The sequence below is a fragment of the Photorhabdus laumondii subsp. laumondii genome, from assembly GCF_003343245.1.
Lineage (GTDB): Bacteria > Pseudomonadota > Gammaproteobacteria > Enterobacterales > Enterobacteriaceae > Photorhabdus > Photorhabdus laumondii.
In genome coordinates this window covers 4,093,077-4,118,471 of the sequence record NZ_CP024901.1, presented here as the reverse complement: position 1 = coordinate 4,118,471, position 25,395 = coordinate 4,093,077, and the positions used below count along the sequence as shown (strand labels likewise).

Here is a 25,395-nt window from a genome sequence, read left to right as displayed (position 1 = left end):
ATAATGAAATGTCCTGCTCATTGTTGAGTTAGGAACAGTTTGTTCATACCAAAAATGATTTGGTTGGATTCTATAACCTATTCCGTTGTTGATAGAAATATCACTTTGGAAGGTGGGTTTACATTTAAGGCAAGATGATGATGTTCGAAAAAAATTCTCCTCATAAAAAAAATAGGCTATCCCATTGTATCCGTTCGGCCATGCCACTTTTTTTGCTAGCGACTTTTAATGGCTATGCGGCTGAAACCGCAGCGGATGTACACGACCATGTAAAGGGTGCAAAAACTAATGATGGGGATGTGATTACCGTAACAGCACCTTTGTATTCTCCTTTGGCAATTGTTACCTCGCCAAAAACGCCTCGTCAGCCGGTTCCGGCAAGTGACGGCTCTGATTATTTAAAAACCATCCCCGGATTTTCTCAAATCCGTAATGGTGGCACCAATGGCGACCCAGTATTTCGGGGAATGTTTGGTTCGAGGATTAAGCTTTTGACTGATGGTGCAGAAATGCTAGGAGCTTGTCCCGGCAGAATGGATGCGCCTTCATCCTATATTTCGCCAGAAAGTTATGATTTGCTGACCGTCATTAAAGGGCCCCAAACGGTATTGTGGGGGGCTGGCGCTTCAGCAGGGACGGTAAGATTTGAACGTGAACATCCGCGATTTGATGAGCCGGGAGTCAAATTCAATGCCAGTGGATTGACGGGTTCAAATGAGCGTTGGGATGGCAATGTGGATGCCAGTATTGGCAATGAATTGGGATATTTACGTTTAATGGCAAATAAATCCCGTTCAAATGACTACAAAGATGGTGGTGGATATCGCGTTCCTTCACGTTGGGATAAATGGAATAGTGATCTGGCGTTAGGGTGGACGCCGGATAAAGACACATTGTTTGAGTTCACCGCAGGAAAAGGGGACGGAGAAGCGCGTTATGCTGGACGTAGCATGGACGGTTCGCAATTCAAACGTGAAAGTCTCGGTGTGCGTTTTGAGAAATCTAACCTCGGTGAGGTGCTTGATAAGGTTGAAGCCCAAGTTTATTACAACTATACCAACCATATTATGGACAATATCACTTTGCGTTCTCCGAATAGCGCCATGTCAATGGGGATGTCTTCTGCGGGTTGTAAACATGGATGTGGTATGCACATGAATATGAACCACGGTATGTCGATGCAACTGGATCGTCGTGTTATCGGGGGGCGAGTCATGGGCACCTGGCTATGGCAAGACTTCAAATTGGAAAGTGGCGCAGATACGCAAACCAATACCCATCGTAATAAAGCAGGTAATGTATGGCAAAAGGATGCTCAATTCTACAACTATGGCCTATTTAGTGAGCTAACTTGGTATGCCACAGAACAGAGCGAATTGATAACCGGTGCCCGTCTTGATCGCAGCCGAGTAAAGAAATTTGCGGGTAATAGTGAAAAAGAGCGTAATGATACTTTACCGAGTGGTTTTATGCGCTTAGAGCATACTCTGGCGGCTATGCCAATGATGTTTTATGCCGGTATTGGTTACACCGAACGTTTCCCTGACTATTGGGAACTGTTCTCGCCTACCTATGGTCCGACGGGGAGTACCAGTGCTTTTGATGGGGTAAAAAGTGAGAAAACCACTCAGCTTGATATTGGTGCCCAATATACCGGGGAACGTTTTAATGGTTGGGTATCCGCCTATGTAGGGTGTGTAAGTGATTTCATTTTATTTAGATATAGCCCGACAAACGCCCGTATTAGCCAGGCTGATAATGTTAATGCCAATATCATGGGCGGAGAAATGGGCTTTGGTTATCAATTGACAGATCATTGGAAAACGGATGCCAGCCTAGCCTATGCTTGGGGAGAAAACCGGACGGATAACAAGCCGATGCCTCAGATCCCACCTCTGGAAGCCCGCTTCGGCTTGACCTATGAACGTGGTGATTGGAGCAGTACAGGTTTGTGGCGATTGGTGAGCAGCCAGCATCGGATTGCCGTGGGGCAGGGGAATGTTGTCGGCAAAGATTTTCAAGATAGTTCCGGTTTCGGCGTGCTCTCTGCCAATGTTGCCTATAAGGTTAACAAAGATATAAAAGTGAGCGCTGGCATTGACAATATCTTGGATAAAGAATATAGCGAACACCTTAACCTTGCCGGTAATAGCACCTTTGGTTATTCAGCGAATACCTCAGTGAATGAACCCGGCCGGACAGTGTGGGCGAAAGTAGATATAAAGTTTTAATGAGAAAGTGGCACCCAATTATTGGGTGCCCTTTTCCTGATCGAGAATTATTTCTTATTACCGATATACGGATAAACTTTTATATAATCAATATCGAATGTTGCGGTTGTTTCATTTATCGGGCCATAACCCTGTGCTGGATAACTGCGCGGCACTTCGGAGCTCAAAATAATATATTGGTTGGCGATTGAAATTGGAACTTGATCTAGTCCAGACAGATTTTGGGGAATATCATCAACATAAAATGTATAACCATTTGGTGTCCACGCCACAGCAAATTTATGGAATTGACCATCAGCAAGTTTATTTGTAGACAATCTCTTTGACCATTCTTTATGAGCGCTGCCATAACCATTCCAGTGAATTGCGTGATCATATTGATCCTGTGTCGCTTCAGCTAAATGTTCAAATACATCAATTTCGACACCTGATTTTTTTGGATTTGTTAAATCGAGGCCCATTGTCGGTGACTGGACCCAGAATGCAACTTGATTACCTTCCGCACGATTAAATCTGATAGCGGCTTCCCAATAGCCATATGATTGTAGAAAACTTTTTTGTGTTGAAATCATGCCGCAATAATTCTGTAGCTTGCCAGAAGAGCTATCGGAATAGGTTTTTATGGTTAAATGTCCATTTCGCACAATAACCGCTGATTGAGTATTAATACAATTTTTTCTGACACCCAGGCCACGGTAATCCCACTTTTGGGTATTAAGTATTGTGCCATCGAAATTATCTTCAAATAACGGTGTAGGGCTGAATTCATTGGGGATTTGTGCTAGAGCATATCCACTGAACAGTGTGCTTAATAGCAATGTATAAGTTAGCTGAATTTTCATCTATTTTCCTTGTATATTTAACATGAATATTTATCCGAGATCTATTACCGATTTCTATTCGAATCCTTGAACCTTATGGATATCAATTTAAAAAATGAATGTTATTAATTTCTCCTTTTTGTCGTGGAGAGATGCGTTACTTTATCGAATATTCACGACAGGGTTACCTATTTAATTTATTACCCCTATACCCGTTATCTTTCAAGTTGCCTCTTTGTTGGCTGCACTCTCTCACCCCGGTCACATAGTTATCTATGCTCCCGGGGATTCGCTCCTTTGCCGCCGCGATCCATCTCGAAATCCATAGGGTATATGCTTTTCGTTTTAGTTATTCAATATGGTGTTAATATTGGTTGATAAAAATGCAAGATAATTAAAGTCGGCAACATGGGTTAGGAAAAAATAATTGAGATATACCCGTTATCCTTCAAGTTGCCTCTTTGTTGGCTGCACTCACTCACCCCGGTCACATCGTTATCTATGCTCCCGGGGATTCGCTCCCTTGCCGCCGCGATGCATCTTGAAATCCATAGGGTATAGGTAGAATAAAAAACAGTGAATATCGATGAATAAAACCCCGTTCACTGGAACGGGGTGTATGACAACTTTAAATTATTTCGATGCATCCAGAGCTTGGGCAAGATCGGCAATAATATCGTCGATATGTTCAATGCCGATTGATAAGCGAATCATATCCTGTGATATGCCAGCTTTAATTAACTCTTCATCATTTAATTGGCTATGTGTTGTTGACGCTGGATGACAGGCGAGTGATTTAGCATCGCCGATGTTAACCAGTCGCACAATTAATTTTAGTGCGTCAATAAATCGCGCGCCGGATTGTTGCCCGCCTTTAATACCAAAAGAGAGGAGCGCTGAGGGCTTTCCATTCATATACTGTTGAGCCAGTTGATGTTCTGGATGGTTTGGCAATCCGGCATATTTCACCCAACTAACTTGAGGATGCTCTTGCAGATAATGAGCGACTTTCAGTGCATTTTCAGTATGACGCTCCATTCTTAATGCCAGTGTTTCCAATCCTTGTAGAATAAGGAAAGCATTAAAAGGCGACAGTGCAGCGCCCATATTACGTAGCGGTACCACACGGCAATGCCCGATAAATGCAGCCTTGCCAAATTGCTCGGTATAAACGACGTTATGATAGGAGGGGTCCGGGGTAGTCAATATAGCAAACCGCTGCTTATATTTTTTCCAGGGGAAATTGCCGGAATCCACAATGATGCCGCCAATAGAGTTACCATGTCCTCCCATATATTTGGTTAAAGAGTGAATAACAATATCAGCGCCATACTCGAAGGGGCGGCAAAGCACAGGCGTGGCGACAGTGTTATCAACAATTAAGGGAACACCATGACGATGGGCGACGTCGGCAAATTTTTTCAGATCAACAATATTACCGGCTGGATTACCAATAGATTCACAAAATACCGCCTTGGTACGATCATCAATCAGTGACTCCAATGCTGCAATATCATCGTGTTCAGCAAATCGTGTTTCAATACCGAATCGCGGCAATGTGTGAGCTAGCAGGTTATGAGTGCCGCCATATAACTTAGCAACAGATATAATGTTATCTCCAGCGCTAGCAATGGATTGAATTGCGCAAGTGACGGCCGCCATGCCAGATGCAACGGTCAAAGCGGCTATTCCTCCTTCGAGTAAAGCAACCCGTTTTTCCAATACATCATTGGTTGGGTTCATAATGCGGGAATAGATGTTACCCTCAACCTTTAAATCAAACAGATCGGCACCATGTTGAGTATCGTCAAACGCATAGGATGTTGTTTGATAGATAGGAACGGCAACGGCTTTAGTTGTTGGATCTGGGGAATATCCGCCGTGGATAGCAAGAGTTTCTGGTTTCATTTTCGATCTCTTCTTTTACGGTAAGATGACATATATCTTTGATGAATAGGTGTAAGCAGCTTTTGTTAAAACCATATACCCGTTATCTTTCAAATTGCCTCTTTGTTGGCTGCACTCACTCACCCCGGTCACATAGTTCGCTATGCTCCCGGGGATTCGCTCCCTTGCCGTCGCGATCCATCTTGAAATCCATTGGGTATAGCCTTACTTACTATTGCTCATAAATAATTTAATTGATATCTTTTTTTGATTGATGAACTATTAGAATCGGTATCATGTATAGACATGATATTTCCGCTAATTCTTTATTAATTAAAGAAATAATTTGAAAAAGTTACTAATTATTTGCTTTCGCTATGCTGGCATCTTTATTTTTTAAGAATGTGGATATTATCACAAAAGACTTCAACGATTTCAGCCAAGTAACATTAACTATTAAAATAAAAAATGAGAACAAAATATGCAAATAAATATCCAATCTTTTAGAAAGATCACAAAAATTTCCGTGAAATAGTTAGTTTTCGTTAGATTGGTTTAATTTATTTCTTCACTGTTGCCTGAACGAAAATAGAAGGTATACTCATCGTTCTAATTTTTTCGAACTTTTCTAAATGATTTTGGTCGTAATTTATTGTTAGTATGATCAATATTGGCACTAACCAATAAATTAGTGGGATTATTATGGCTAAGTTTTCAAACTGGCGGGAGTTAAAACAACTTTTATTTTTCTCTTTCCCTATCATCGTTAGTCAGATAGCACGCACAGCCATGAGTTTTGTGGATATTGTGATGTCTGGTCACTATGCTACGGCTGATTTAGCCGCCGTAACATTAGGAAGTAGTATTTGGTTTCCTATATTTGTATTAGGATATGGGACGATTATCATGCTGGCAGCAGATGTCGCTAAGCAGAAAGCGCAACATGATGATGAAGGGATTAAAGACAGTCTTAAAAATTACTTGTTTCTGGCGGTGATACTTTCGATACCAATAATTATTTTATTAATGTTAGTTAGCTGGCTACTTTCGTTTATAGGCATCGATGAGCATATTTTAGAAATTACCCAGGGCTATGTTATTGCTCTGGCTTGTGGTGTTCCTAGCGTTATGATATTTAATGTTTTTCGTTCATTTCTACAAGGATTGGAAGACACAAAAATCGCAATGTATTTGTCTGCTGGTGCTTTATTATTGAATATACCATTAAACTACATACTTATTTATGGAAAACTGGGTTTGCCAGAAATGGGAGGTATTGGCGCGGGTATTACAACTGCAATTATTAATAATCTAATTGCTGTATGCCTGATTATCTATTTTTTGCTAAAGAAGGAATATCGGCGATATAGGCCAGATTTCAGTTTACCAAAATATAATTCTTTAATTAGAACTTTTTATATTGGTATGCCAAGTGGATTGGCTCTTTTTGTTGAAATGGTTTTTCTGGATGTGATTGCGATAACCGCTGCTCCTTTGGGGGCGCAAGTCATTGCTGCACATAATATTATGCTTAATATTACCTCTATCATCTATACCATAACAGGGGGAATTGCAGCCGCGGTAACTGTGAGAGTCGGCTCCTATATTGGCAAGAGAGATAAAATATCATTAACAGGTACTATAAAAATCTCAATTGCTTTGATTTTATCTATTTCCGCAGTTATTGGTGTTTTAATCTATTATTTCGCAGGTTCATTTATTTCACTCTATACTAACGACAATGGCGTCATAATAATTGCGCTTAACATAATCTTTCTGTTATGCCTGTTCCAATTCTTTGACTCTTGTCAGGCGGCTTTATCCGGTATTTTACGAGGCTTTCATGATACCCGATCGGTATTTTACGCGCCGTTATTCGGTTATTGGTTGGTGGGTTTGCCATTAGGGTTTATTTTGGCTTTGACAGATTGGGTAACCGAGCGTATGGGAATTATCGGGTTTTGGTATGGGTTGGTTTTGGGTCTTTTTGTGAACGCTATTTTGCTGTTTATCATATTAAAGGTTAGACAGAGAGGAATGATTTCTCGGTTAATTTCATATTAATCGAAGAGCTATCGTATCTACATAAATTCCCTGTCGAAAGGTAGGGGATTTTTCTGAATTTATTTAAATAACTGAATTCAACTCTTTAATCTTGGAGCTAAAAGAGTATCAATGTTACCATTTGACTATTTATTTTGTAAAAAATTACAGTTGATGAAAATTTACTCGATAAAACTGTGGTTATTTTATTTTCCATCAATGGGAGATGATATTTAGTTATAATTTAAGTCATGTTAGTAATATTTTTGTTTTAGTGAGTTTACTAATTGATATATTAGTGATTATTCTCAGAATAAATATATACCCGTTATCCTTCAAGTTGCCTCTTTGTTGGCTGCACTCGCTCACCCCGGTCACATCGTTATCTATGCTCCCGGGGATTCACTCCCTTGCCGTCGCGATGCATCTTGAAATCCATAGGGTATATTTATATCTGTGGAAATAATTTTTCTATTTAAATCATTTAGATGGAATATATATTTTTTGTTTTTATTTCTCATTGTCAAATATTTCTTAATTAATGTGAAATAGCTAATTTGATATCACATAGTAACCATTTAAATAATAACCATTAAATTAGTTTATTATTGAAATAATTTCTTATTCATCTATCTATATGTATTGATTTTTTTACGCTCATTATTGGTGATTCACCTAATATTATATCCATCCTTATATTAAGGTTATGGCAAATATTTATTTAATAATTAAATAGTTATCTATATTAATTGCCATTCTATACAAATAGATACAATTGTTTTATGATAATGATTATCATTTCATTTTTTATTAAAAGTACGTTAGTATGCGCGCCAGTCTTCGGACGGTACTAAAACTATGTAATAAGCAATACTCTAACATTTAATTAGTTAACATAAGGAATATGCTATGAACAAAGTTAAAGTGTTAATTGCAGTATTAGGTACATGTGGGTTAGTAACACAAGCTATAGCGGCCCCAGGTTTTGGGCAAACTCAAAAGTTTGATGAGAATAAACCTAGCGTTAACGTAGGGGTGACTGAACCACGTGGTGGTGGTCACCCAACCTTAGGTGGAGAGCCGGGGATTGGGGTGCAATCTATTTCTAATGGTAGGATTATTAGCTTTTCAAGCCTTGCTGCTTATGTCAAGGCGGATACAAATGGAATTCATAAAATTTCTATGCCTGGATCGGGTAGTCATGGAGGCATGGGGGTATTCAACTTTAGTAAAGTGGCTGATGCTGATGTCTATTTTGGTGAATGGTCACAAACCGGTAAGGTGAATGATACTACTCATACTGCCTATTATTCCGGTAAAGATGTCACGACTAATTTGCCTACCGGTGGTATTGCAACTTATACGGTTAAAGGAATTAACCAATATAGTGGTAGCAATGCTCTACATGGAACATTTACTGCTGATTTCGGTCAGAAAAGACTTACTGGTTCAATAGCAAATAGCGCACTCACTGTCGGTATTAATTCTGTTATTAAATCTGATGGCTCATTTGTTGGTAGTGCGACTGCTGGAGGTGCTGTTGGTAGAAATAGCGGACATTTCTTTGGTGATAATGCCGCTAGTTTAGCAGGGACTGCTACGTTTGCTGCGGACCATAGTAAAGATACCGCCTTTGGTGGAACTAAGAACCCGTAATATGCGTTCTTAGTAACTGGATAAGGCAAAGCCATGTGGGCTTTGTCTTATTTTTGTTTATTTTTGACTCGACGATTAAGCAGTGATATTACCGATGCTAAATACCTCAATTGTTCGTTTTACTTTACTCATTAGTTGTTTGTTTATAGAGCCATCTCTAGTGTTGGCAGATGAAGATACCGGTAGAAGATTGTGGTATAACGTACAGCGAAATTTGCAGGATCAAGAAAAAGCGTTGGTCACAGATGAAACCGTGGATAAAAAAACGGATCATTTATTGATAGTCCTTAATGGTCAAACGTTTAGTGTTGAAAACAATGTGAATGATATTGGTCAGGCGCTTTATTTAGCCATTAATCATCAACAAGTGCAGGATGTTGAGCGTTTTTTATCGATGTACCAGAAATTACCTGGACATGATACCCAATTGGTCCATTTTGCTCAGGCAAATCTGGCGCGTTTACAAGGTGACTTAGTAGCAGCAGAACAGCATTATCAGGCCATCTTGCAGCAACAACCTGATTTTACCCGGGCTAAATTAGAGTTAGCCAGAGTCTATTATGAGAATCAAAAGAATAGAGAAGCCAGCTTACTATTTAATGAGATTTCAGCAGTTAGTCGCGATAATGAAAATAAATTACCACCAGCAGTCATTAAGAATATAACTAATTATCAGGAGGCGATTAATTTGCGTAATTCCTGGCGTGGATCTTTCTCCGTAGGATATATCTTTAACGATAACACGAATATGTCGTCAGATAAGCCTCCTGTTTGCACTCTCTATCGTGAAAATGGTGAGTGTGCGGTTGAACGTAAGCTGCCTATGGCAAAGAAAGCGAATGGTATTAGTTATGATGCTACGTTACGTAAGATATATCCGCTAAGTGGTCACCACGGTGTCTTTTTACGTTCGATGACTTATGGGGAAAGTTATCGTCATCATAGTGAGGAGAATGAAAATACGACTTCTGCTTATTTTGGTTATAGTTATAAAGCGCAAAAAAATGATTTCCTAATGGGGCCAGTTGTTGAGTTTAATTCTGTTGGTAACCATTCCCGTTATCGTACTACGGGAATAAAATCTGAATGGATGAATATTTTATCTGAAAATTTGGTATTGAATTTGGAAGGTGAATATAAGCAGTTTCGTTATCATAAACTTTATAATCATAATGACGGTAATATGGCCTCTGTTTATGCCACCTTATCTTATTATTTAACTGATCAGACAATTACCTTTGCGGGTGGTGATTGGGTTAATAAAACTAGTGTTGAGAAAGCTGACGATTATCAACAAAAAGGTGTGAGAGCAGGCATTTCAACTCAATTGTATCCGGGAATTAATGCAGTGGTATTTACTGTATTACGCCAGCGGCAATTTGGTGATTACAGTGTGCCTCTAAATGCACGTCGTAAAGATAATGAACAATTCTATGCGGCAATTGTGAGTATGCCTAAATTTGAAGTTTTCGGTTTAACCCCAGTAATTACTTATCGGTTTAGAAAAAATAATAGTAATGTTGATTGGCTCTATTCCTATAATAAGAATGAAGTGTTAGTCAAGTTTGAAAAGTATTTTTGATACTGATTGAAGTAACAAGTTATACCCAATGGATTTCAAGATGCATCGCGGCGGCAAGGGAGCGAATCCCCGGGAGCATAGAGAACGATGTGACCGGGGTGAGTGCAGCCAACAAAGAGGTAACTTGAAAGATAACGGGTATATACCCTATGGATTTCAAGATGGATCGCGGCGGCAAGGGAGTGAATCCCCGGGAGCATAGCAAACTATGTGACCGGGGTGAGCGAGTGCAGCCAACAAAGAGGCAACTTGAAAGATGACGGGTATATTTCAATCCCCACTATGGCAGATAATGATTATGTATAAATTAAATAATAAATATAGCAAAATAACATTCATGCTGGCATTGGCTTACAGTATGATGCCCTACCGTGTTGATGCCGAAACATCAATAGCTTCTGCTCAGCCATCTAAACAATCCACTGAAAATAAAGCTGACCTTGGTAAAATTAACGTTTCAGCGACCAGTGAAAAAGATGAGGCAGGTTATGATGCGGTTTATGATAAAGATATTACCAATATTTATTTGGGTAAGGATTTGGTAGAACGCTATAAAGGCGCTTCACCAGCGGATGTTTTAAAAAGTGCAGTTGGCGTATTTAGTGGTGATTCGAGAAACAGTGGTGCATTAGATCCTAATATTCGAGGTATTCAGGGGCAGGGACGGGTGCCTGTTACCATTGATGGTACTGAGCAGGCAATTACCACCTGGCGTGGTTATAATGGTGCGAATAATCGTAATTATATTGATCCTAACTTGATCAGCAGTATTGAAATAGAAAAAGGTCCGTCACTGACGCGTGGGGTAAAAGGCTCAATCGGTGGGGCCATTATGATAAAAACTTTGGGTATCGATGATGTGGTACCAATAGATGAACGATTTGGTATTAATTTGAAATTGGAAACCAGTAGTAATGCGGTTAAAGAACGTGTACCGAGTTTGACATGGGGACAAGATTATCGAGATATTCCTGGTTTTACTAAGGGGTTTAATTATGTTGATCCTGCGCTAGAAATTACGCCGAAAACCTCAAAAGATAATAAATTATTGGGTCTGAAAGATAATGCAATACGTTTGGCAATCGGTACTCGCCAAGAGCTCTTTGATTTAATGGCAGCTTATAGTTACCGCAGTAAAGGAAACTATTTTGCTGGCAAGGGTGGTGCTCATCGCTATGATGATCCCATCAGTAAAAAGGATATAGAGATCCTTGATGGTGGTACCCGGTCGTATGATCCTTATTTGCCTTTTGTCGCACGTATATATCGCCCTGGCAATGAGGTACCTAATACCTCCAGTGAAATGGAATCTTGGTTAGTTAAAAATACTTGGTACTTGGCTAACCAACAGACGATTGGGCTTGGTATCCGCGACACTAAAACGATTTACGGGGAGATTATGCCTTCGCGGATTGGTTGGGTTCGTGCTAAAGATAATGTTGTATCGCAGTGGCCGTTGGCGAATGTACATCAGCAGGCATTTAATCTGGATTATAAGTGGAAACCTGATGGAAATAAGTGGGTTGATTTTGATATGAAATTTTGGATTACCCGTACTATCAGCGATACTAATACTGCCGGGGGATATCCACGTGAACCGCGAGAACGAGATGAAGTATGGGATGTGAATAATAAGCAAAGAGATCCGAATATTGATGGTCGTCTGGTAGATACTGCTTCTACCAATGCTCATAATAACCGTTGGGGTGTTGATCTTTCTAATGCTTTTGCGTTGACCCCGGATCTGGATTTAACATTGTCAGCTAATCTACAACGGGAACGTTTAGGTTCTCATGATGATTATGAAGCAAAAAGTTTTTCTAGTTTTCGTTCGCTACCAAGAAAAGGGCGCCGTCAGGAGAATAATATTGCTTTTAATTTTGACTGGCGTCCTACTTCATGGTTGGCATTAAGTGCCGGAGCTAAACGAGTCAGTTATTGGTCTAAAGATGATTTTTTAAATGAACGTTTAGCTGCTCATGATCTTCGCTATAGTCAGGATAAGAAAGTGGTTGGTAAGGGACTGCAATATATGAGAACACTTACTGATCAGGAAGCTGTATTGTATAAAAAATATAGCAATTGCGCTGATGATTGTTTCGATGATTTAGATGAATTTCTCGAATATGAAGAAAAGAAGATCACAGAATCAGAAGAACGGGATTCAATTCTTCGCCCTATGGCACCGGTAGATGTGCTTTGGAAATATCATGACGATGGTAAGTTATATAAACAAGATAACCCTTATTTCAATGGGGAACTTGATATGAATGAGCGCGTTATTGATCCTGTGACGAATAAAGAAGTGTATAAATATGAATACAGTACTGCTCAACAGAATAGCCGTTATGTTGATGATTCTGGAGAGATATTGAGTAACAGTGATGGTGGTGTTTATAGAGAAAAAAGCGAACAAGAGCGTTGGTCTAAACAACCTAAACGTAAGGATCATGCTTGGGCTCCGGTATTTTCCGCAACAGCTTATATTTCTGATAATGCACGTATCTATACCCGTTATGCCGAAGCGGTACGTATGCCGAGTATTTTTGAAGATACTGTCGGTTTCTCCTCTGGTCTCATTGATAAACCTACACGTGCCTCTAAACCTGAACGTAGTAAAACCGTTGAGGTGGGTTATGTGCATGATTTAAGTCAGTTATTAGGTGCAGAGCGTAATGCAGACATTAAATTCGCTTATTATAATACAGTTATAGAAAATATCTTTGACCGTGACAGTAACTTTGTATTTACTCAGCTAGATAAACAGAAATTATCCGGTTTAGAACTACAGGGGCGTTATGATAACGGTAGTTTCTTTACCCATTTTGGCCTATCTTATAATCTTAAGAATAAAGTTTGCGATAAAACCGCATCGCTGATGTTAGATCCAAGAAACCAGTTTGGTGTCCCTGAATGTATTGATGGTGGTTTCCCCGGTGGTTTTTTAAGGACAGCTATTCCACCGCGTTATTCTCTTAATCTGAATATTGGCGGCCGGTTATTAAATGAAAATTTAGAAATCGGCAGTAGAGTATTATACCACAGTAGTGTTGAGAATAAGGATGAAAAATGGTTAATGAAGAAAATACCAGGCGCTTATAAAGGAATAAATAATAACCCGATGCGTTGGAATTCGGTCATGACTGTAGATGCTTATATTAATTATCAGGTTACGCCAGATGTAATCATTGAATTATCCGGCACTAACTTAACCGATCGCTATTATTTGGACCCGTTAACACGTTCCATGATGCCAGCGCCCGGACGGACGTTTAAGCTTAGTGTCACCAGTCGGTTCTGACTCTTTAAGGGAGATTAGTCGGTTGCCTGTTAAGAGCGCTGGCAATCTCCAGAGATAACGAACGGAAAGATGGCTTGAAGTTATGATGAAAAATCGTATTTATATTGGCTTATTTGCTTCCTTACTGTTACACGCGGGCATTCTCGTGTTTATGGCGTGGCATTTACTGCGTGATGACAGTGCGAATAATCAATCAGTGAATTCGCCAATAATCAGTATGTCAGTAGAAATGGTTGCTTCGGCAGCACCGGCCGGACAGGAGCAACCTGTGGACCCGGAACCTATTCCGTTACCGCCAGAGATAGCGGTAGCGGAATCACCTCATGAGGCAAAAATAGCTCTCAATAAGCCAGTGGATAGGCCACGGAAACAAGAACTGCCCAAAAAACAGGCAGATGCTAAACCGAAGAACAAGTCTCAGCCACAGAAAGAGCTGGTGGAAGATCCTCAGCCAAAATTGGCAGAGCAAACGGAAGGCAGCTCTCAATTAGCAGGGAGAGATGCTGTGGATTCACAAGCTGGTGCCCGTCAAGCGACGACCAGCCAACCGATGATTGGCATGGGGGCTGATGAGTTACAAAACTATCAGTCCGCCTTGCGTCGTGAAATTGAAAAACATAAACGCTATCCGCGTCGGGCTAAGAAGATGAAGCAACAGGGTATCGTACAGGTCAGGTTTAGCTTGCTGGATAGTGGCGATTTGACAAATCACCAATTAGTGCAGAGTTCAGGCGCTGATGAATTAGACCGCGCTGCCCTTGCGGCTATCCAACAGGCTCGGTCGGTAGGACTGAAACCGGCCGGTTTGCCAAGGGATCTCACTTTAGCAATAGAATTTAATTTGAAATAAAGGTTTGGGCAGCGAAGAGACTGTCGCTGCCCTGATAATAATGGTGCCATGTGAGTTTGGTACAAGTTAGGTAGCTTCGGTGTTCGGCCGTTCAATTCGCATATGTAATAACGGAAATGGATTACCTTGACCGTCAATTTCTGAGCGGTTAAAAACTTCAAATCCCAAGTGCTGATAGAAACCCACCCCTTGAACATTTTGTTCATTAACATCAAGTTCATTGATACCTAATTTGCTAATAGCAAAATTCAGCAATGTCTTGCCGATGCCTTTGCCACGGGAATCTAGAGAGATAAACAACATTTCAACTCGATGCTGATCAACGCTAATAAAACCTTCAATTTCGTGTTTATCATTTATCGCTTTATAAACCGTCAGCATCGGTAAATAGGTATGCAGAATCAATGGGCGTAATTGATTAATATGTTCGTCAGATAAAAAGTCATGTGTTGCCCGTACCGAGGCTTCCCAGATTTCGATCAGTTTATTGAAATCGGCCTTTATCGCTTGCTGAATTCTCATATTCATTTTTCTTAATCTTTTATTTCTCTAAACCGATGATGAATTAACGCTATCACATTTGTTGTGATGGATCGCTTCAGATATTACTCAGACTTAGCCGTTATTCCTATCCATTATTCTTATCAGAATCTTATGCTGTCTGTTTTGTGATCTATTTCATGAAACAAAGGAGAGAATTCAATCTATTTGGTCTAATATTACTTTTTATAGATAGTTGAATTTTAACCAATTTGGTTAATTGAACAATCAAGCAACACTAAACTTTAAAACCTAAAAAAACAATGCGAGATTCTCCCTGTTGCTAACTATAATGAGGTATTGGTTAATCAGAAAGGGATTGAGTCATATCTCATTAACGTAGTTTCTATTTGGATTGATCATTTCAGTTGAGCGGCTAGTTCAATGATAAATATAAAATAACTTCTTGAGGATCATATTAATGAAAAGGGCATTTATATTTGCACCAGGCATGTTAGCACTTTCGATAAGTGCAATTTCGAACGCACACACTTATGACCATCTATATGTTTTTGGTGATAGCTTGAGTGATGGAGGAAATAAAGGTCGATATATGATCAATGGTACAACCAGTCAGTTGTATAACGATTTTATTGCTCAATATTTAGGGACTAAACTGACCCATTCCCAAAATGGGGGGACTAATTATGCAGTGGGTGGAGCGACTGCTGTTCCTGATTTAAACAAAGATAACAATACTCAAAATCAAGTAGATAATTATCTGGCAAGCCACGGTGGTCGTGCTGATCCTAATGGCATGTATGTTCACTGGATTGGTGGTAATGATCTTAAAGCTGTCATGTTAGGAGGCGATCCGAAAATTGTTAGAAATAGTGCGATGAACGCCTCGGCACAGGTGCATAAACTTCTTGATGCGGGAGCTGGGATCGTCATTGTACCTACTGTTCCCGATCTCGGAAAAACACCCATGATTATGAAAGCCGTCGTCTCTCAGGGACTCACTAAGCTCCCGATTTCTCTCACTCCTGACCAGGTTGAGGAATTAAAGGATATGATCCGTGCGGGCACTAATGAATATCCAACCATAAATGAAGATATTCGCTCTCAAGTTATCCAAGGGATCTTTGAAAAGCTTGCGACTAGGGCTTCAAAGGGAGATGCTAAAACAGCGGAAGAATATAAGCGACAATTACTTGATAAGTATAACGAAACAAGCAGAAAAGCCTCAGGATTGGTTGATAAGTACAATGAATTAGAAGATACCGCACTTAGCAAGAAGGGCGGCAATATTGTTAGGGTTGATGTTAATGCACTTTTACATGAAGTCATTGATAATCCTTTACGTTACGGTTTTTCCAATACCTTAGGCTATGCTTGTGTTCGGGATAAGGAGGCTAATTCTTGTCGTTCTGATGATACCGGTTTTGATGCCAGTAAATCCTTTTTGTTCTCTGATGATTTTCATCCGACTCCAGCCGCACAGCGTATGATTGGTGAGCAGACTATTTCAATCCTTAATGCTCCACATCAGGTTATGTCACTGACGAATACCAATAATGTGCCGGTGAAGGGGGCGCTTGCCTCTCTTGACGGCCGTTTGCAACAGCTACGCAGCGTGGGTAATGAGCAGAGTAAAATAGGCGTATTCGGTGGTTATAGTGGAAATCACAACAGTACATTGACACTGGGTAGTGACTATCAACTCACGGATAATATTTTGTTAGGCGGGATGATCTCGCGTTATCAGGATAAACGCTCAGTTAATCATTTCCGCGCTGATGGCCGTGGTTATCTATTCACCACTTATGGCTTATGGCGTTACTACGATAAAGGTTGGATTAGCGGCGATCTTCACTATTTGGACATGAAATATGAGGATATTACGCGCGGTATCGTGCTCAATGAGTGGCTGCGCAAGGAGCATGCTTCGACTACCGGTCATCAGTGGGGAGGACGCATTACCGCGGGTTGGGATATTCCGCTGACATCTACGGTGATGACCAGCCCGATTATCCAGTACGCTTGGGATAAGAGTTATGTTAAAGGTTATCGTGAATCAGGTAATAGCAGTACGGCTATGCATTTCGGTGATCAACGTTACGACTCACAGGTTGGAACATTAGGCTGGCGTTTTGACACCAATTTTAGTCGTTTTAACCCCTATGCTGAAGTTCGGTTTAACCATCAGTTCGGCGATAAGCGTTATCAGATTAGTAGTGCCATTAACTCAACTGAGACATCTTTCGTGAGTAAAAGCCAAAAGCAGGACACCAACTGGCGTGAATACGTTATCGGTATGAATGCTGCTATTACAAAAGATTGGGGCGCTTTTGCGTCAATATCACGCAATGATGGTGATGTTCAGAATCACACTTATGCGTTCAGCTTAGGTGTTAATGCCAGTTTCTAATTTCTGGTTAAAAGATACAAGTTGATAAAACAGTAGCGCCCTGTTTGTCGCACTTGTCGCAATAGTGTGGTTATTGTCGTAGTAATGCCCGACAAAGTGATCGGGCATTTTTCGTGATGATTGCCTCATATCTTGGGTTGTTTATAAATATCCGGCCGAACAATTTGCCAAACAAAGTTTTCTTCGTTCACTGGGGAATAACCCATTTTTTCATACAGCCACGGTGCCATCGAAGTGACAAGCATAATATGACGAAGTTGTGCTATTTGGGGATGTTCCAGGCAACATGTCATTAGCCAGCGCCCTAATCCCAATCCTCGATAGCCATCTAAAATAAAAACATCACTAAGATAACCAAAGGTTGTGAAGTCAGTCACGATACGAGCAAATCCTATTTGCTGAGTATTTTTATATAGACCAAAGTTCAAGCTATTTTCGATCGACAGCTTAACTGTCTCCTTGTCGATTCCTTCTGCCCAAATGGATTTCGTTAAAAACTGCTGTATGATCATAATATCTAATTTATTCTTATCTGTAGTGACAACATATCCATCCTTTTCCCAACGATGCAATTTTTCCATGCCAGGCTTCCTCTTAAGATAAAATGATAATAATGGGTTATGATATCTCTGTGCTTGAATGTTTTGCCGAGACTTTTGTCATGGAAAGAATATAGCGATTTGAATGAATAACGCCATAGGGCCGTATGTTGCTTCTTCAAGTTTTCGACTATATAGACAGGCCCTTTTGTACAGAACAGACATCCATTTATTCAGAATTGTTTGACATTAGATAGACTTAATTTTGTCTTCCGATATATACCATCGGAGAGAATTCTTAATGGGAGACGGAGTTACCATAACTAATCCTTTGTTAGCCAGTTTCAATAACAGATAACGTGCTTTGTAGATGGTGAAATCGCATTGTTCCGCTACATCACGCGTACTAGGCCATGATTCTGGTGGGGGAGCCGCTTGCATTTTCCGAATAGTACATAATTCGGATATGACATTGAGTATTTGATCCGTCTGGGAAGGTTGAGTCGAATCTTTCCGATTTTCCATATTAACTCCAGGCTTTATTGAACCCAGTTGGATATCTTGAACAATTATACCTGTCATCTTTCAAGTTGCTTCTTTGTTGGCTGCACTCACTCACCCCGGTCACATCGTTATCTATGCTCCCGGGGATTCGCTCCCTTGCCGTCGCGATGCATCTTGAAATCCATTGGGTATAGGATAATCCAACGGTTAATTTCAACACATGAGGGCAATCTGAATGCTCTAGTCATAAAGAATTGCCGGGTATATCCTGTTTTGTCAAGGTTGGTTTTTATACTATGCAGAACGATTATATCGAAAAATTGAAATTTTAGATCTTTTAATTTGAAAAACAAATTGCATAAAGTATTTTATTCTTATATAGATATAATTTGCGACACTATAGATCGCAAATGATCGGATTGAAATGTTATCTAAGTATTTTGTTGTGAAATTATTTGAATTTGTATTTTTTGTTTTTATTAATTGAATTATTCTGTAATACTTGAAAGGTCGATAAGGTCATTGTTCATATATAAATATTTTTTATGATTTATTACTGGCATTAAATTTTTTCTCATCTTCATAAGATTAAAATAGGATTGATAATGAAATTATTTATTTAAAATATATTGTTGTTCTATGCTGGTATTGATTGTTATTAGATAATCGTAATAATTCGAAATGAAACTGAATAAAATTATAATAGCGGCCATGTTGATATTGGGTGTTGTTTCTATTGCATCTATAGCAAATAAAGCTGATCGAAGTTATATTACAGTGACCTTTAATGGTGCTATTATTGCTATACCTTATTCTACCGGGCAGGGTCTTTTTGGTAAAAGTGTAAATTCTGGGGAAATTTCCAACGTAATATTGAAAAGAGCAAGAGCTTCAATTCATAAGAGTCTTGAGAATCAATTGGTAAATTGCAGATCACAACCAGTAGTTCATCAGTTATTATCCCGGGCAACATTGAAAGTATTACTGGCTTTACCGTGGGTAGCTAATAAGACGGATAAATCTCCGAAGTTGTGCCAGCGAAAGAAGCTTCATATATTCAGATTAATGATAAATTTTACTTTTTAATAGCGATTTATTGATTATGAAAAAGTAAGGTCTGATTATTTTCAATAAAACTTTGGTGTTTAAGTTATCCCCATTATATGATTTTTTATTCATAATATCTCTCAATATTAAATTATTTTCACATCAGTCTTATCCTCTTTTTTATATTAATATAAAAAAGAGGATAAGTGGAATAGATAAAAAAGATTTGAATTTTAATTCATTTTTTCCAATGATATAGTTTAAATAAGTAAATTAGAATGATTTATTCAGTCTATAATTAATCTTATAAGTTTGTAATTGAATCATTTATTCATAAAAGTAATTGATTTATTGGATATTAGTTGTATATTGCCTGAGTAATAATATTGATATTTTTAATAAATTAATTCTATTGTATAAATAAGCAATATGTCTGTTAGATAAATATCAGTAAATATTAATTGAGAAATATTCTTGTAATAGATCATCTGTAAAAAAAATTAAACATTAATAACGTGATTTTATTGTTGATTTATGTTAACAATTATAAAGATAAGATATCGACTTTAATGTTAATTTTTCCTTGCTAATTGCTAGTGAGTGTAGCCAACAAAAACAAAGAGGTAACTTGAAAGATGACGGGTATAGGCTTTTAACCGTTTAATAACGTTGTAAATACCTGCTTTCCTTTAGCATTGATTGTTATCTGTTCTGTTAAAATAGTGATTTTGGTTTTGTATTTTCTAACGAAAAAAGCATGAAAAATAACAAAAACGTGAACAAACATGGCAAAACATCGTTTTTCGGACAACATTTTTTTGAGCTGTATATGGATCATGTGGAGCATTGCTCTGGGATTCTATCTGGCTGGTAATTTTTTTGGCTGTGCAGTGACAGCGATTCTCTCTTTTTTGGCTCTAATATTTTTCTTTATTCACATGAGGTCGAGATTAAAAACTATGTTTGGAAAAAAAGCAGAGGCAGCGGCTGTCGAGCCGGTATCTCAATTTGTTGATGATAAAAAGAACGCCGGTGCAGAAGCTCGTCGTTGCACGATTGTTGCCAAGAGCTCGGTATTTAAGGGCGATATTGATGTAGAAGGTGATATACAAATCTGGGGCAAAGTGATTGGCAATATCCGGGTGAAAGAGGGGGCGATCCGCATTATGCATGCTGGACGGGTCGAAGGTGAACTTAGCGCGCCAGAAATCATTATTGATGGTGACGTTGTGGGGACGTGCTGTGCAGCAACGTTGGATATTCTTGAACATGGCGAGCTGCGTGGAATCAGTCGTTGCAGCAGTATGTCTATCAAGCGCGGAGGCCTGTTTTTTGGGCAATCGGAACAGGTTGAAAACAAAACAGCATCCGAACGTGTTGTACCAATAAAAGATACCAATAATGATAAATCTAAAGATAAGGCCGCGGTAAAAACAAGTGCCTGATAAACCAGGCCCGTGTGACATCTGATTCAGAGACTTTTGGCACGGGCCACTTCCTTTTTAGTTTAAATTACGTTGTTCCATTTCCTCTTTAGTTTGCTCATTCTGGCAATTTATACCCTATAATTGTTTTAATTACTCTGATTGAAGTATGTGGTTTGTCGCATAGTAGGTATCCTGTTTGCTAACTAATATTGAGGGAGAATAGGGTTATGGTGTTGGAAACAGACAGGTTAATTATGCGTTCATGGAGAGAAGAGGACAGATTACCATTTTATCATTTGAATAGTAACTCAGAAGTTATGGAATATTTTCCTGCCACTTTGACGATGGAACAGAGTAATACTATGGTGGATAGGATTATCCAAAGATTTGAGCAGCAGGGTGGTTGGGGATTATGGGCTGTAGAGCTGAAAGAGACCGGGGATTTTATTGGTTTTGTCGGTTTGAATATTCCTGTGGCGGAATTACCGTTTTCACCTTGTATCGAAATTGGATGGCGTCTTGATAAGCCATTTTGGGGTAAAGGTTACGCTAGTGAAGCCGCACGTAAAGCATTGGATTTTGCTTTCACCCAATTAAAACTTGAGGAAATAGTTGCATTTACGACAATTTCCAATTTGCGATCTCAAAAAGTTATGAAGCGGCTTGGCATGGTGAAAGATGAAAATACTTTCTTGCATCCTTCATTACCGAATGGGCATCCGCTTCATGAACATGTGCTTTACCGGATTCGTCAATAATAGCGCTATTCTCTTTTCTGGTTTTCGTTACTTTGATGCTTTATACTATTGTTGCATAGATTGTATCTTGGAAATTTAAATGAAATATGAATTAGCTGTTATGGCGGCCTTGACTAAACTAGATCATCCTAATACCCGTTCAATTGTAGAAGCGACAGGGATATCTGAACGTAAGGTGCAACAGGTTTTGCAAATATTGCAACAAGACTTAGAGGTAAAGATTAACCGTATTAGAAATGGGAAGATCAGTTATTTTGAAGTTATTTCTTGGGGAATATTTGAAAGTGGTCAGGCGATTAACTGTAAATTGATCGATTTGGATCTGGCTAAATTTAAATATTCCCGTCAGCAAGAAAAAGATATTAGAAACCAAAAGAACAGAAAAACAATAATGACAACTTATAGTGAAAAAAAACATTATTTTGACCGTGTAAAATTAAAAAACTATAGAGATAGTATGCGTCTTGAAGGGATGAATATTGTTATGAATAGTTTGCCTGAAACATCGAAAGAGCAAAAAAATCTTAAAGATAAACTAATTAGAAAATATAGTTTACAATGAGGTAGTTATGGTAGATAAATATGGAACAGGGCAAGATCCCTATACATATCCGGGCATCGATACACTTATTAATAAATTAGCTATTCGTGATCCCGTTATTCTTGAGCAGGCAGAAAGGGAACTTACTGAACTTGCTATATTGAATATTTCATTCCAGAAACCACCTTACGATTTAGTCTTTTGGCGTAAACTCCATAAACAGATATTTTCTGATTTATATGATTGGGCTGGTCAGCTAAGGATAATTGATATATCTAAAGGGGATACCCGTTTCTGTCATGCTAAATGTATTGAGATAGAAGGAAATAGGATATTTGATATACTAGAGAATGAAAATTATCTTGTAGGATTAAACTATCAGGAACTTATTAAAAAACTTGCTGAATATTATGCGGAATTAAATGTAATTCATCCTTTTAGAGAAGGAAATGGGCGAACACAGCGACTATTATTTGAATATATTGTTATAAACTGTGGATATAAAATCTCTTTTGAGTCTATAAATGCTAAGCAGTGGATTGAAGCTAATATTTCTGCTTATCAATGTCACTATCAGCCATTAATAAGGATTTTTGAAAATTGTGTCTCTTAAATTATATAATTTTGAGATGATATAATGAATTATTTACTGGTATTTTTTATCTAAGATTTCTGGTGATTTCAACTTATGAGCTTGCCGATTAAGCATTCTACTTAATTTTGATTGAATTTATTTAAAGTGATTGACGGTTTAAAAAATATAAAATAAATAAAACCGCACAATGAAAGCGACAAGAACAAAAATATCCTTGTCACTTTGTTATTAAATATATTATTATCAATTGATTTAAAGGCAAATTGTCCAAAAGAAAAGGCTAATAATCATTACTGGCGTACATGTCTTAGCGCATTTACTCAGAGATTTCTGATTGTAATAACATAAATTTGCCGACGCGAAGTTAGGCGAGAAAGCAGTAATGCTCAATACTAAAAAACAAATTGATAGCTTTTTCATGGTTGGTACCTCATCAGGGGATTATGTAGAGTAAAATAATTTATCCTAGCTACTAATTATTGTTCAATAATAGGTAATAAGTTCTCTTTTCGTATAATTTTTTGTTGTATTGTTGAAAATCTGTTGAAGTAGCGCTGGTGGATTTGTGACAAAAGATGGGTAATAATTGCTTTTAATTAATAATAATGAATCATTCAATATTGATTTTTTGATGTTTTATCTTTAAGTATATTGTTTTTATTATTATTTTTTTGAATGGTGATACATTAATTTGATATTAATATTGTGAAAATTATAATAAAATTTTTTATTTATACGGTTGCATTCCTATTTATACGACAGGTGCAGCGGGACATCACATAAGAGAAATAGTAGGAAGTGGGAAGGTAGGTTTCTGATATTATTAATAAATAACCTTTTATATTTTTCATCTTAAAAATTATTTATTAATATTAATTACTCAGTGATGATTAATCACTATTAGTGATAAAAATAATTCATCATACTTCATTTAATAACTACTATAGTTAAAGTGTATTATCAATGCATGATTTATGTAATTAAATGATTTAGTCGGTAGATCTCTGTTGAAGAAAATATTAATTATTAACCTTAAGGAGAGTCCATGATTAATATCACTGAAAATACTGCCTTAAAAGCCGTAAACGGTTGGTGGAAATGTGGCGATACCGGAATAATTTATCAATGGGGATATAATCCGAAAGGAGGTCCTGGACAAATTACAATAACGTATCCAATCCCGTTTCCTACAGCGTGCTTATCTTTGCAAGTTAGCGTTTATTCCAATGCGATTCCTGCGGATAACTATTCAACAGTTTATGAATTTAATTCTACCAGCGCTGTAATCGGGCGTGATAACTTAGGTTCGTATTGGTTTGCAATAGGATATTAAGTAATATGTTATTACGGAAAGAATTAATATATTCTAGCTTTGGAATTGAAGAGAAATTATATTGAAAGCTACTTGGTAAATTGCTCCCATAATATTGGATATCAATCAATACATAGGGAGCAGTTTTTATAGAGTGTTCGCCGGAAATTAAATTAACTACTGTCCGTTATTATCCGGTTTAGCTTATTTTAGCGGCTGTTGATTAATATAATTCAGCATGGTTTTTTAAGAGAGTGGTTTTTTGCATATTTCATCAGTATATAAACGATGAGTATCCCTCGGAAATATAAGTATGTCTGTGATTATCGAGAAAGGAAGATCTATCAGGCTTGAAAATAGGTAGCCTTCCTTAATGCCTTGCATATCAAATTGAATTGAGGGGTAGGCTTTGCATTCATAACCGTGAGTTACATGAGAGCCAAAAGTTCCACACGACAAGATTTTTATTTTACAGTATTAATCTCCTTACGATCCCGTTAATCCTTTTTGAGGTCGTTAACGGAATAAGGTGGTTGATAATTGATTCTATTATTATTTCCACTGAAATGTCCTTTATACACATAAAAAATGTAAAAACGTCAGGTATCGCTATGATATTACCAGGTTCATAATTTTTGCTGTGAAATAAAGCCCTAGTCCATAAGAAGTGTGAGTCAATAGGTTCATTGCTCGTGATTTCATGGGGAGCGGAGTTTTTGACGCAGCCAGACCGAATCCGAATGCTGGCTGCATAATCAGAAATGGGACAAATAAACTTATCAAGCCAGCAGACAATCCTATTGGCTATAGTCTGGTGGAAAAATCGTTGTTTTCGCATCCATAAAAACCATCTGCCAACTAGAGCATAATCAAGAGATGGAATACCGAGCAGACGCCTTTGTATTAATGTCCAGATGTCCATACATATTATCGCGCCGATACCAGTTATCAAGATCCGAAAAATAACGTCTGTGTACATGTTCTATGCTCCGTCTGATCAGAGATGTTAAGCTGGTAAGCATTGTGCAACTTAAAGTTAGGTTTAAGTCAATTATGAAAGATCTTGATATTGGTTTGGTCTCTCAACTTGCTGGAATATCTCCTTCAGCATTGCGATTCTATGAGAAAAAGGGGCTGATACGTCCGATCGGACGTGTTGGCCTCAGAAGACAATACAGTCCTGATGTTCTGAATAAACTACAACTGATTGCGCTTGGTCGATCTGCGGGATTCACGCTTGACGATATTGCAGCCATGTTTGATGCAAACGGGGAAGGAAAAGTGAACATAGACAGGGAACGGTTACTGATTAAGGCGAGGATAAAACCATTCGCAAGCTCAGCTTAGTCGTAATGGGTTGAAACATATCGCAAACTGTACTGCACCTGAG

The 25,395-nt window shown here is 38.4% G+C and carries 19 protein-coding genes and 1 pseudogene; 14 read left to right on the top strand and 6 right to left on the bottom strand.

Annotated features, from left to right (window positions below):
• Nucleotides 1-200 precede the first annotated feature (200 nt).
• Nucleotides 201-2,231 carry a TonB-dependent copper receptor gene (locus PluTT01m_RS18120; RefSeq protein WP_011147699.1) on the top strand — a complete coding sequence of 677 codons (2,031 nt, stop codon included), beginning with the start codon at nucleotides 201-203 and terminating at the stop codon, nucleotides 2,229-2,231.
• Nucleotides 2,232-2,278: 47 nt separating this feature from the next.
• Here the strand turns inward: PluTT01m_RS18120 and PluTT01m_RS18115 are convergent, their stop codons facing one another.
• Both PluTT01m_RS18115 and PluTT01m_RS18110 read right to left on the bottom strand, forming a co-directional pair.
• A complete protein-coding gene (locus tag PluTT01m_RS18115; RefSeq protein ID WP_011147698.1) occupies nucleotides 2,279-3,073 on the bottom strand; it encodes a glycoside hydrolase family 16 protein in 795 nt (264 codons plus the stop codon).
• Between the two features lie 612 nt (nucleotides 3,074-3,685).
• Nucleotides 3,686-4,960 (bottom strand): bifunctional O-acetylhomoserine aminocarboxypropyltransferase/cysteine synthase, encoded by a 1,275-nt coding sequence (locus tag PluTT01m_RS18110; protein WP_011147697.1) that lies wholly within the window; start codon nucleotides 4,958-4,960, stop codon nucleotides 3,686-3,688.
• A gap of 681 nt (nucleotides 4,961-5,641) precedes the next feature.
• Here PluTT01m_RS18110 and PluTT01m_RS18105 point away from each other — a divergent pair.
• The 5 genes from PluTT01m_RS18105 to PluTT01m_RS18085 all read left to right on the top strand — a co-directional run bounded on the left by PluTT01m_RS18105 (nucleotide 5,642) and on the right by PluTT01m_RS18085 (nucleotide 14,371).
• Nucleotides 5,642-7,003, top strand: a complete 1,362-nt coding sequence (locus PluTT01m_RS18105) for an MATE family efflux transporter (RefSeq protein WP_011147696.1) — start codon at nucleotides 5,642-5,644, stop codon at nucleotides 7,001-7,003.
• An 888-nt stretch (nucleotides 7,004-7,891) separates the two neighbouring features.
• Nucleotides 7,892-8,638, top strand: coding sequence for a Slam-dependent surface lipoprotein (locus tag PluTT01m_RS18100; RefSeq protein WP_011147695.1), 747 nt, complete (start codon nucleotides 7,892-7,894; stop codon nucleotides 8,636-8,638).
• A 94-nt stretch (nucleotides 8,639-8,732) separates the two neighbouring features.
• The gene (locus PluTT01m_RS18095; RefSeq protein WP_041380263.1) at nucleotides 8,733-10,220 is read left to right on the top strand and encodes a surface lipoprotein assembly modifier; all 1,488 of its coding nucleotides are present in this window, start codon (nucleotides 8,733-8,735) and stop codon (nucleotides 10,218-10,220) included.
• A gap of 256 nt (nucleotides 10,221-10,476) precedes the next feature.
• Nucleotides 10,477-13,521 (top strand): TonB-dependent receptor domain-containing protein, encoded by a 3,045-nt coding sequence (locus PluTT01m_RS18090; RefSeq protein ID WP_011147693.1) that lies wholly within the window; start codon nucleotides 10,477-10,479, stop codon nucleotides 13,519-13,521.
• Between the two features lie 82 nt (nucleotides 13,522-13,603).
• Nucleotides 13,604-14,371 carry an energy transducer TonB gene (locus tag PluTT01m_RS18085; protein ID WP_011147692.1) on the top strand — a complete coding sequence of 256 codons (768 nt, stop codon included), beginning with the start codon at nucleotides 13,604-13,606 and terminating at the stop codon, nucleotides 14,369-14,371.
• Nucleotides 14,372-14,437: 66 nt separating this feature from the next.
• On the opposite strand, the gene PluTT01m_RS18080 is transcribed toward PluTT01m_RS18085, so the two are convergent.
• Nucleotides 14,438-14,893 (bottom strand): GNAT family N-acetyltransferase, encoded by a 456-nt coding sequence (locus PluTT01m_RS18080; protein ID WP_041381049.1) that lies wholly within the window; start codon nucleotides 14,891-14,893, stop codon nucleotides 14,438-14,440.
• Between the two features lie 439 nt (nucleotides 14,894-15,332).
• On the opposite strand from PluTT01m_RS18080, the gene PluTT01m_RS18075 reads away from it, so the two are divergent.
• The gene (locus PluTT01m_RS18075) at nucleotides 15,333-17,282 is read left to right on the top strand and encodes an autotransporter domain-containing esterase (protein WP_011147690.1); all 1,950 of its coding nucleotides are present in this window, start codon (nucleotides 15,333-15,335) and stop codon (nucleotides 17,280-17,282) included.
• Nucleotides 17,283-17,407: 125 nt separating this feature from the next.
• Here PluTT01m_RS18075 and PluTT01m_RS18070 read toward each other — a convergent pair whose 3' ends face one another.
• On the bottom strand, nucleotides 17,408-17,863 hold the full coding sequence (locus PluTT01m_RS18070; RefSeq protein WP_011147689.1) for a GNAT family N-acetyltransferase: 456 nt from the start codon (nucleotides 17,861-17,863) through the stop codon (nucleotides 17,408-17,410).
• Nucleotides 17,864-18,070: 207 nt separating this feature from the next.
• On the bottom strand, nucleotides 18,071-18,346 hold the full coding sequence (locus PluTT01m_RS18065) for a FaeA/PapI family transcriptional regulator (protein ID WP_011147688.1): 276 nt from the start codon (nucleotides 18,344-18,346) through the stop codon (nucleotides 18,071-18,073).
• 660 nt (nucleotides 18,347-19,006) lie between these two features.
• Here PluTT01m_RS18065 and PluTT01m_RS18060 point away from each other — a divergent pair.
• From PluTT01m_RS18060 to PluTT01m_RS18035, 6 genes are all read left to right on the top strand, one after another.
• The gene (locus tag PluTT01m_RS18060) at nucleotides 19,007-19,411 is read left to right on the top strand and encodes a fimbrial protein (RefSeq protein ID WP_011147687.1); all 405 of its coding nucleotides are present in this window, start codon (nucleotides 19,007-19,009) and stop codon (nucleotides 19,409-19,411) included.
• A gap of 920 nt (nucleotides 19,412-20,331) precedes the next feature.
• A complete protein-coding gene (locus PluTT01m_RS18055; RefSeq protein ID WP_228957339.1) occupies nucleotides 20,332-20,817 on the top strand; it encodes a bactofilin family protein in 486 nt (161 codons plus the stop codon).
• Nucleotides 20,818-21,026: 209 nt separating this feature from the next.
• Complete coding sequence (locus tag PluTT01m_RS18050) at nucleotides 21,027-21,557, top strand: GNAT family N-acetyltransferase (RefSeq protein ID WP_011147685.1); 531 nt, start codon at nucleotides 21,027-21,029, stop codon at nucleotides 21,555-21,557.
• A 79-nt stretch (nucleotides 21,558-21,636) separates the two neighbouring features.
• The gene (locus PluTT01m_RS18045; RefSeq protein WP_011147684.1) at nucleotides 21,637-22,119 is read left to right on the top strand and encodes a YhfG family protein; all 483 of its coding nucleotides are present in this window, start codon (nucleotides 21,637-21,639) and stop codon (nucleotides 22,117-22,119) included.
• Nucleotides 22,120-22,126: 7 nt separating this feature from the next.
• Nucleotides 22,127-22,711: a putative adenosine monophosphate-protein transferase Fic gene (locus PluTT01m_RS18040; RefSeq protein ID WP_011147683.1), complete on the top strand. Its 585-nt coding sequence runs from the start codon at nucleotides 22,127-22,129 to the stop codon at nucleotides 22,709-22,711.
• A 1,027-nt stretch (nucleotides 22,712-23,738) separates the two neighbouring features.
• On the top strand, nucleotides 23,739-24,026 hold the full coding sequence (locus PluTT01m_RS18035; RefSeq protein ID WP_011147682.1) for a gp53-like domain-containing protein: 288 nt from the start codon (nucleotides 23,739-23,741) through the stop codon (nucleotides 24,024-24,026).
• 588 nt (nucleotides 24,027-24,614) lie between these two features.
• On the opposite strand, the pseudogene PluTT01m_RS18030 reads toward PluTT01m_RS18035, so the two are convergent.
• Nucleotides 24,615-24,984, bottom strand: a pseudogene (locus PluTT01m_RS18030) (DUF2938 family protein).
• A 74-nt stretch (nucleotides 24,985-25,058) separates the two neighbouring features.
• Between PluTT01m_RS18030 and PluTT01m_RS18025 the strand changes: the two are divergent.
• A complete protein-coding gene (locus PluTT01m_RS18025; protein WP_011147679.1) occupies nucleotides 25,059-25,352 on the top strand; it encodes a MerR family transcriptional regulator in 294 nt (97 codons plus the stop codon).
• The last annotated feature ends 43 nt before the right edge of the window (nucleotides 25,353-25,395 follow it).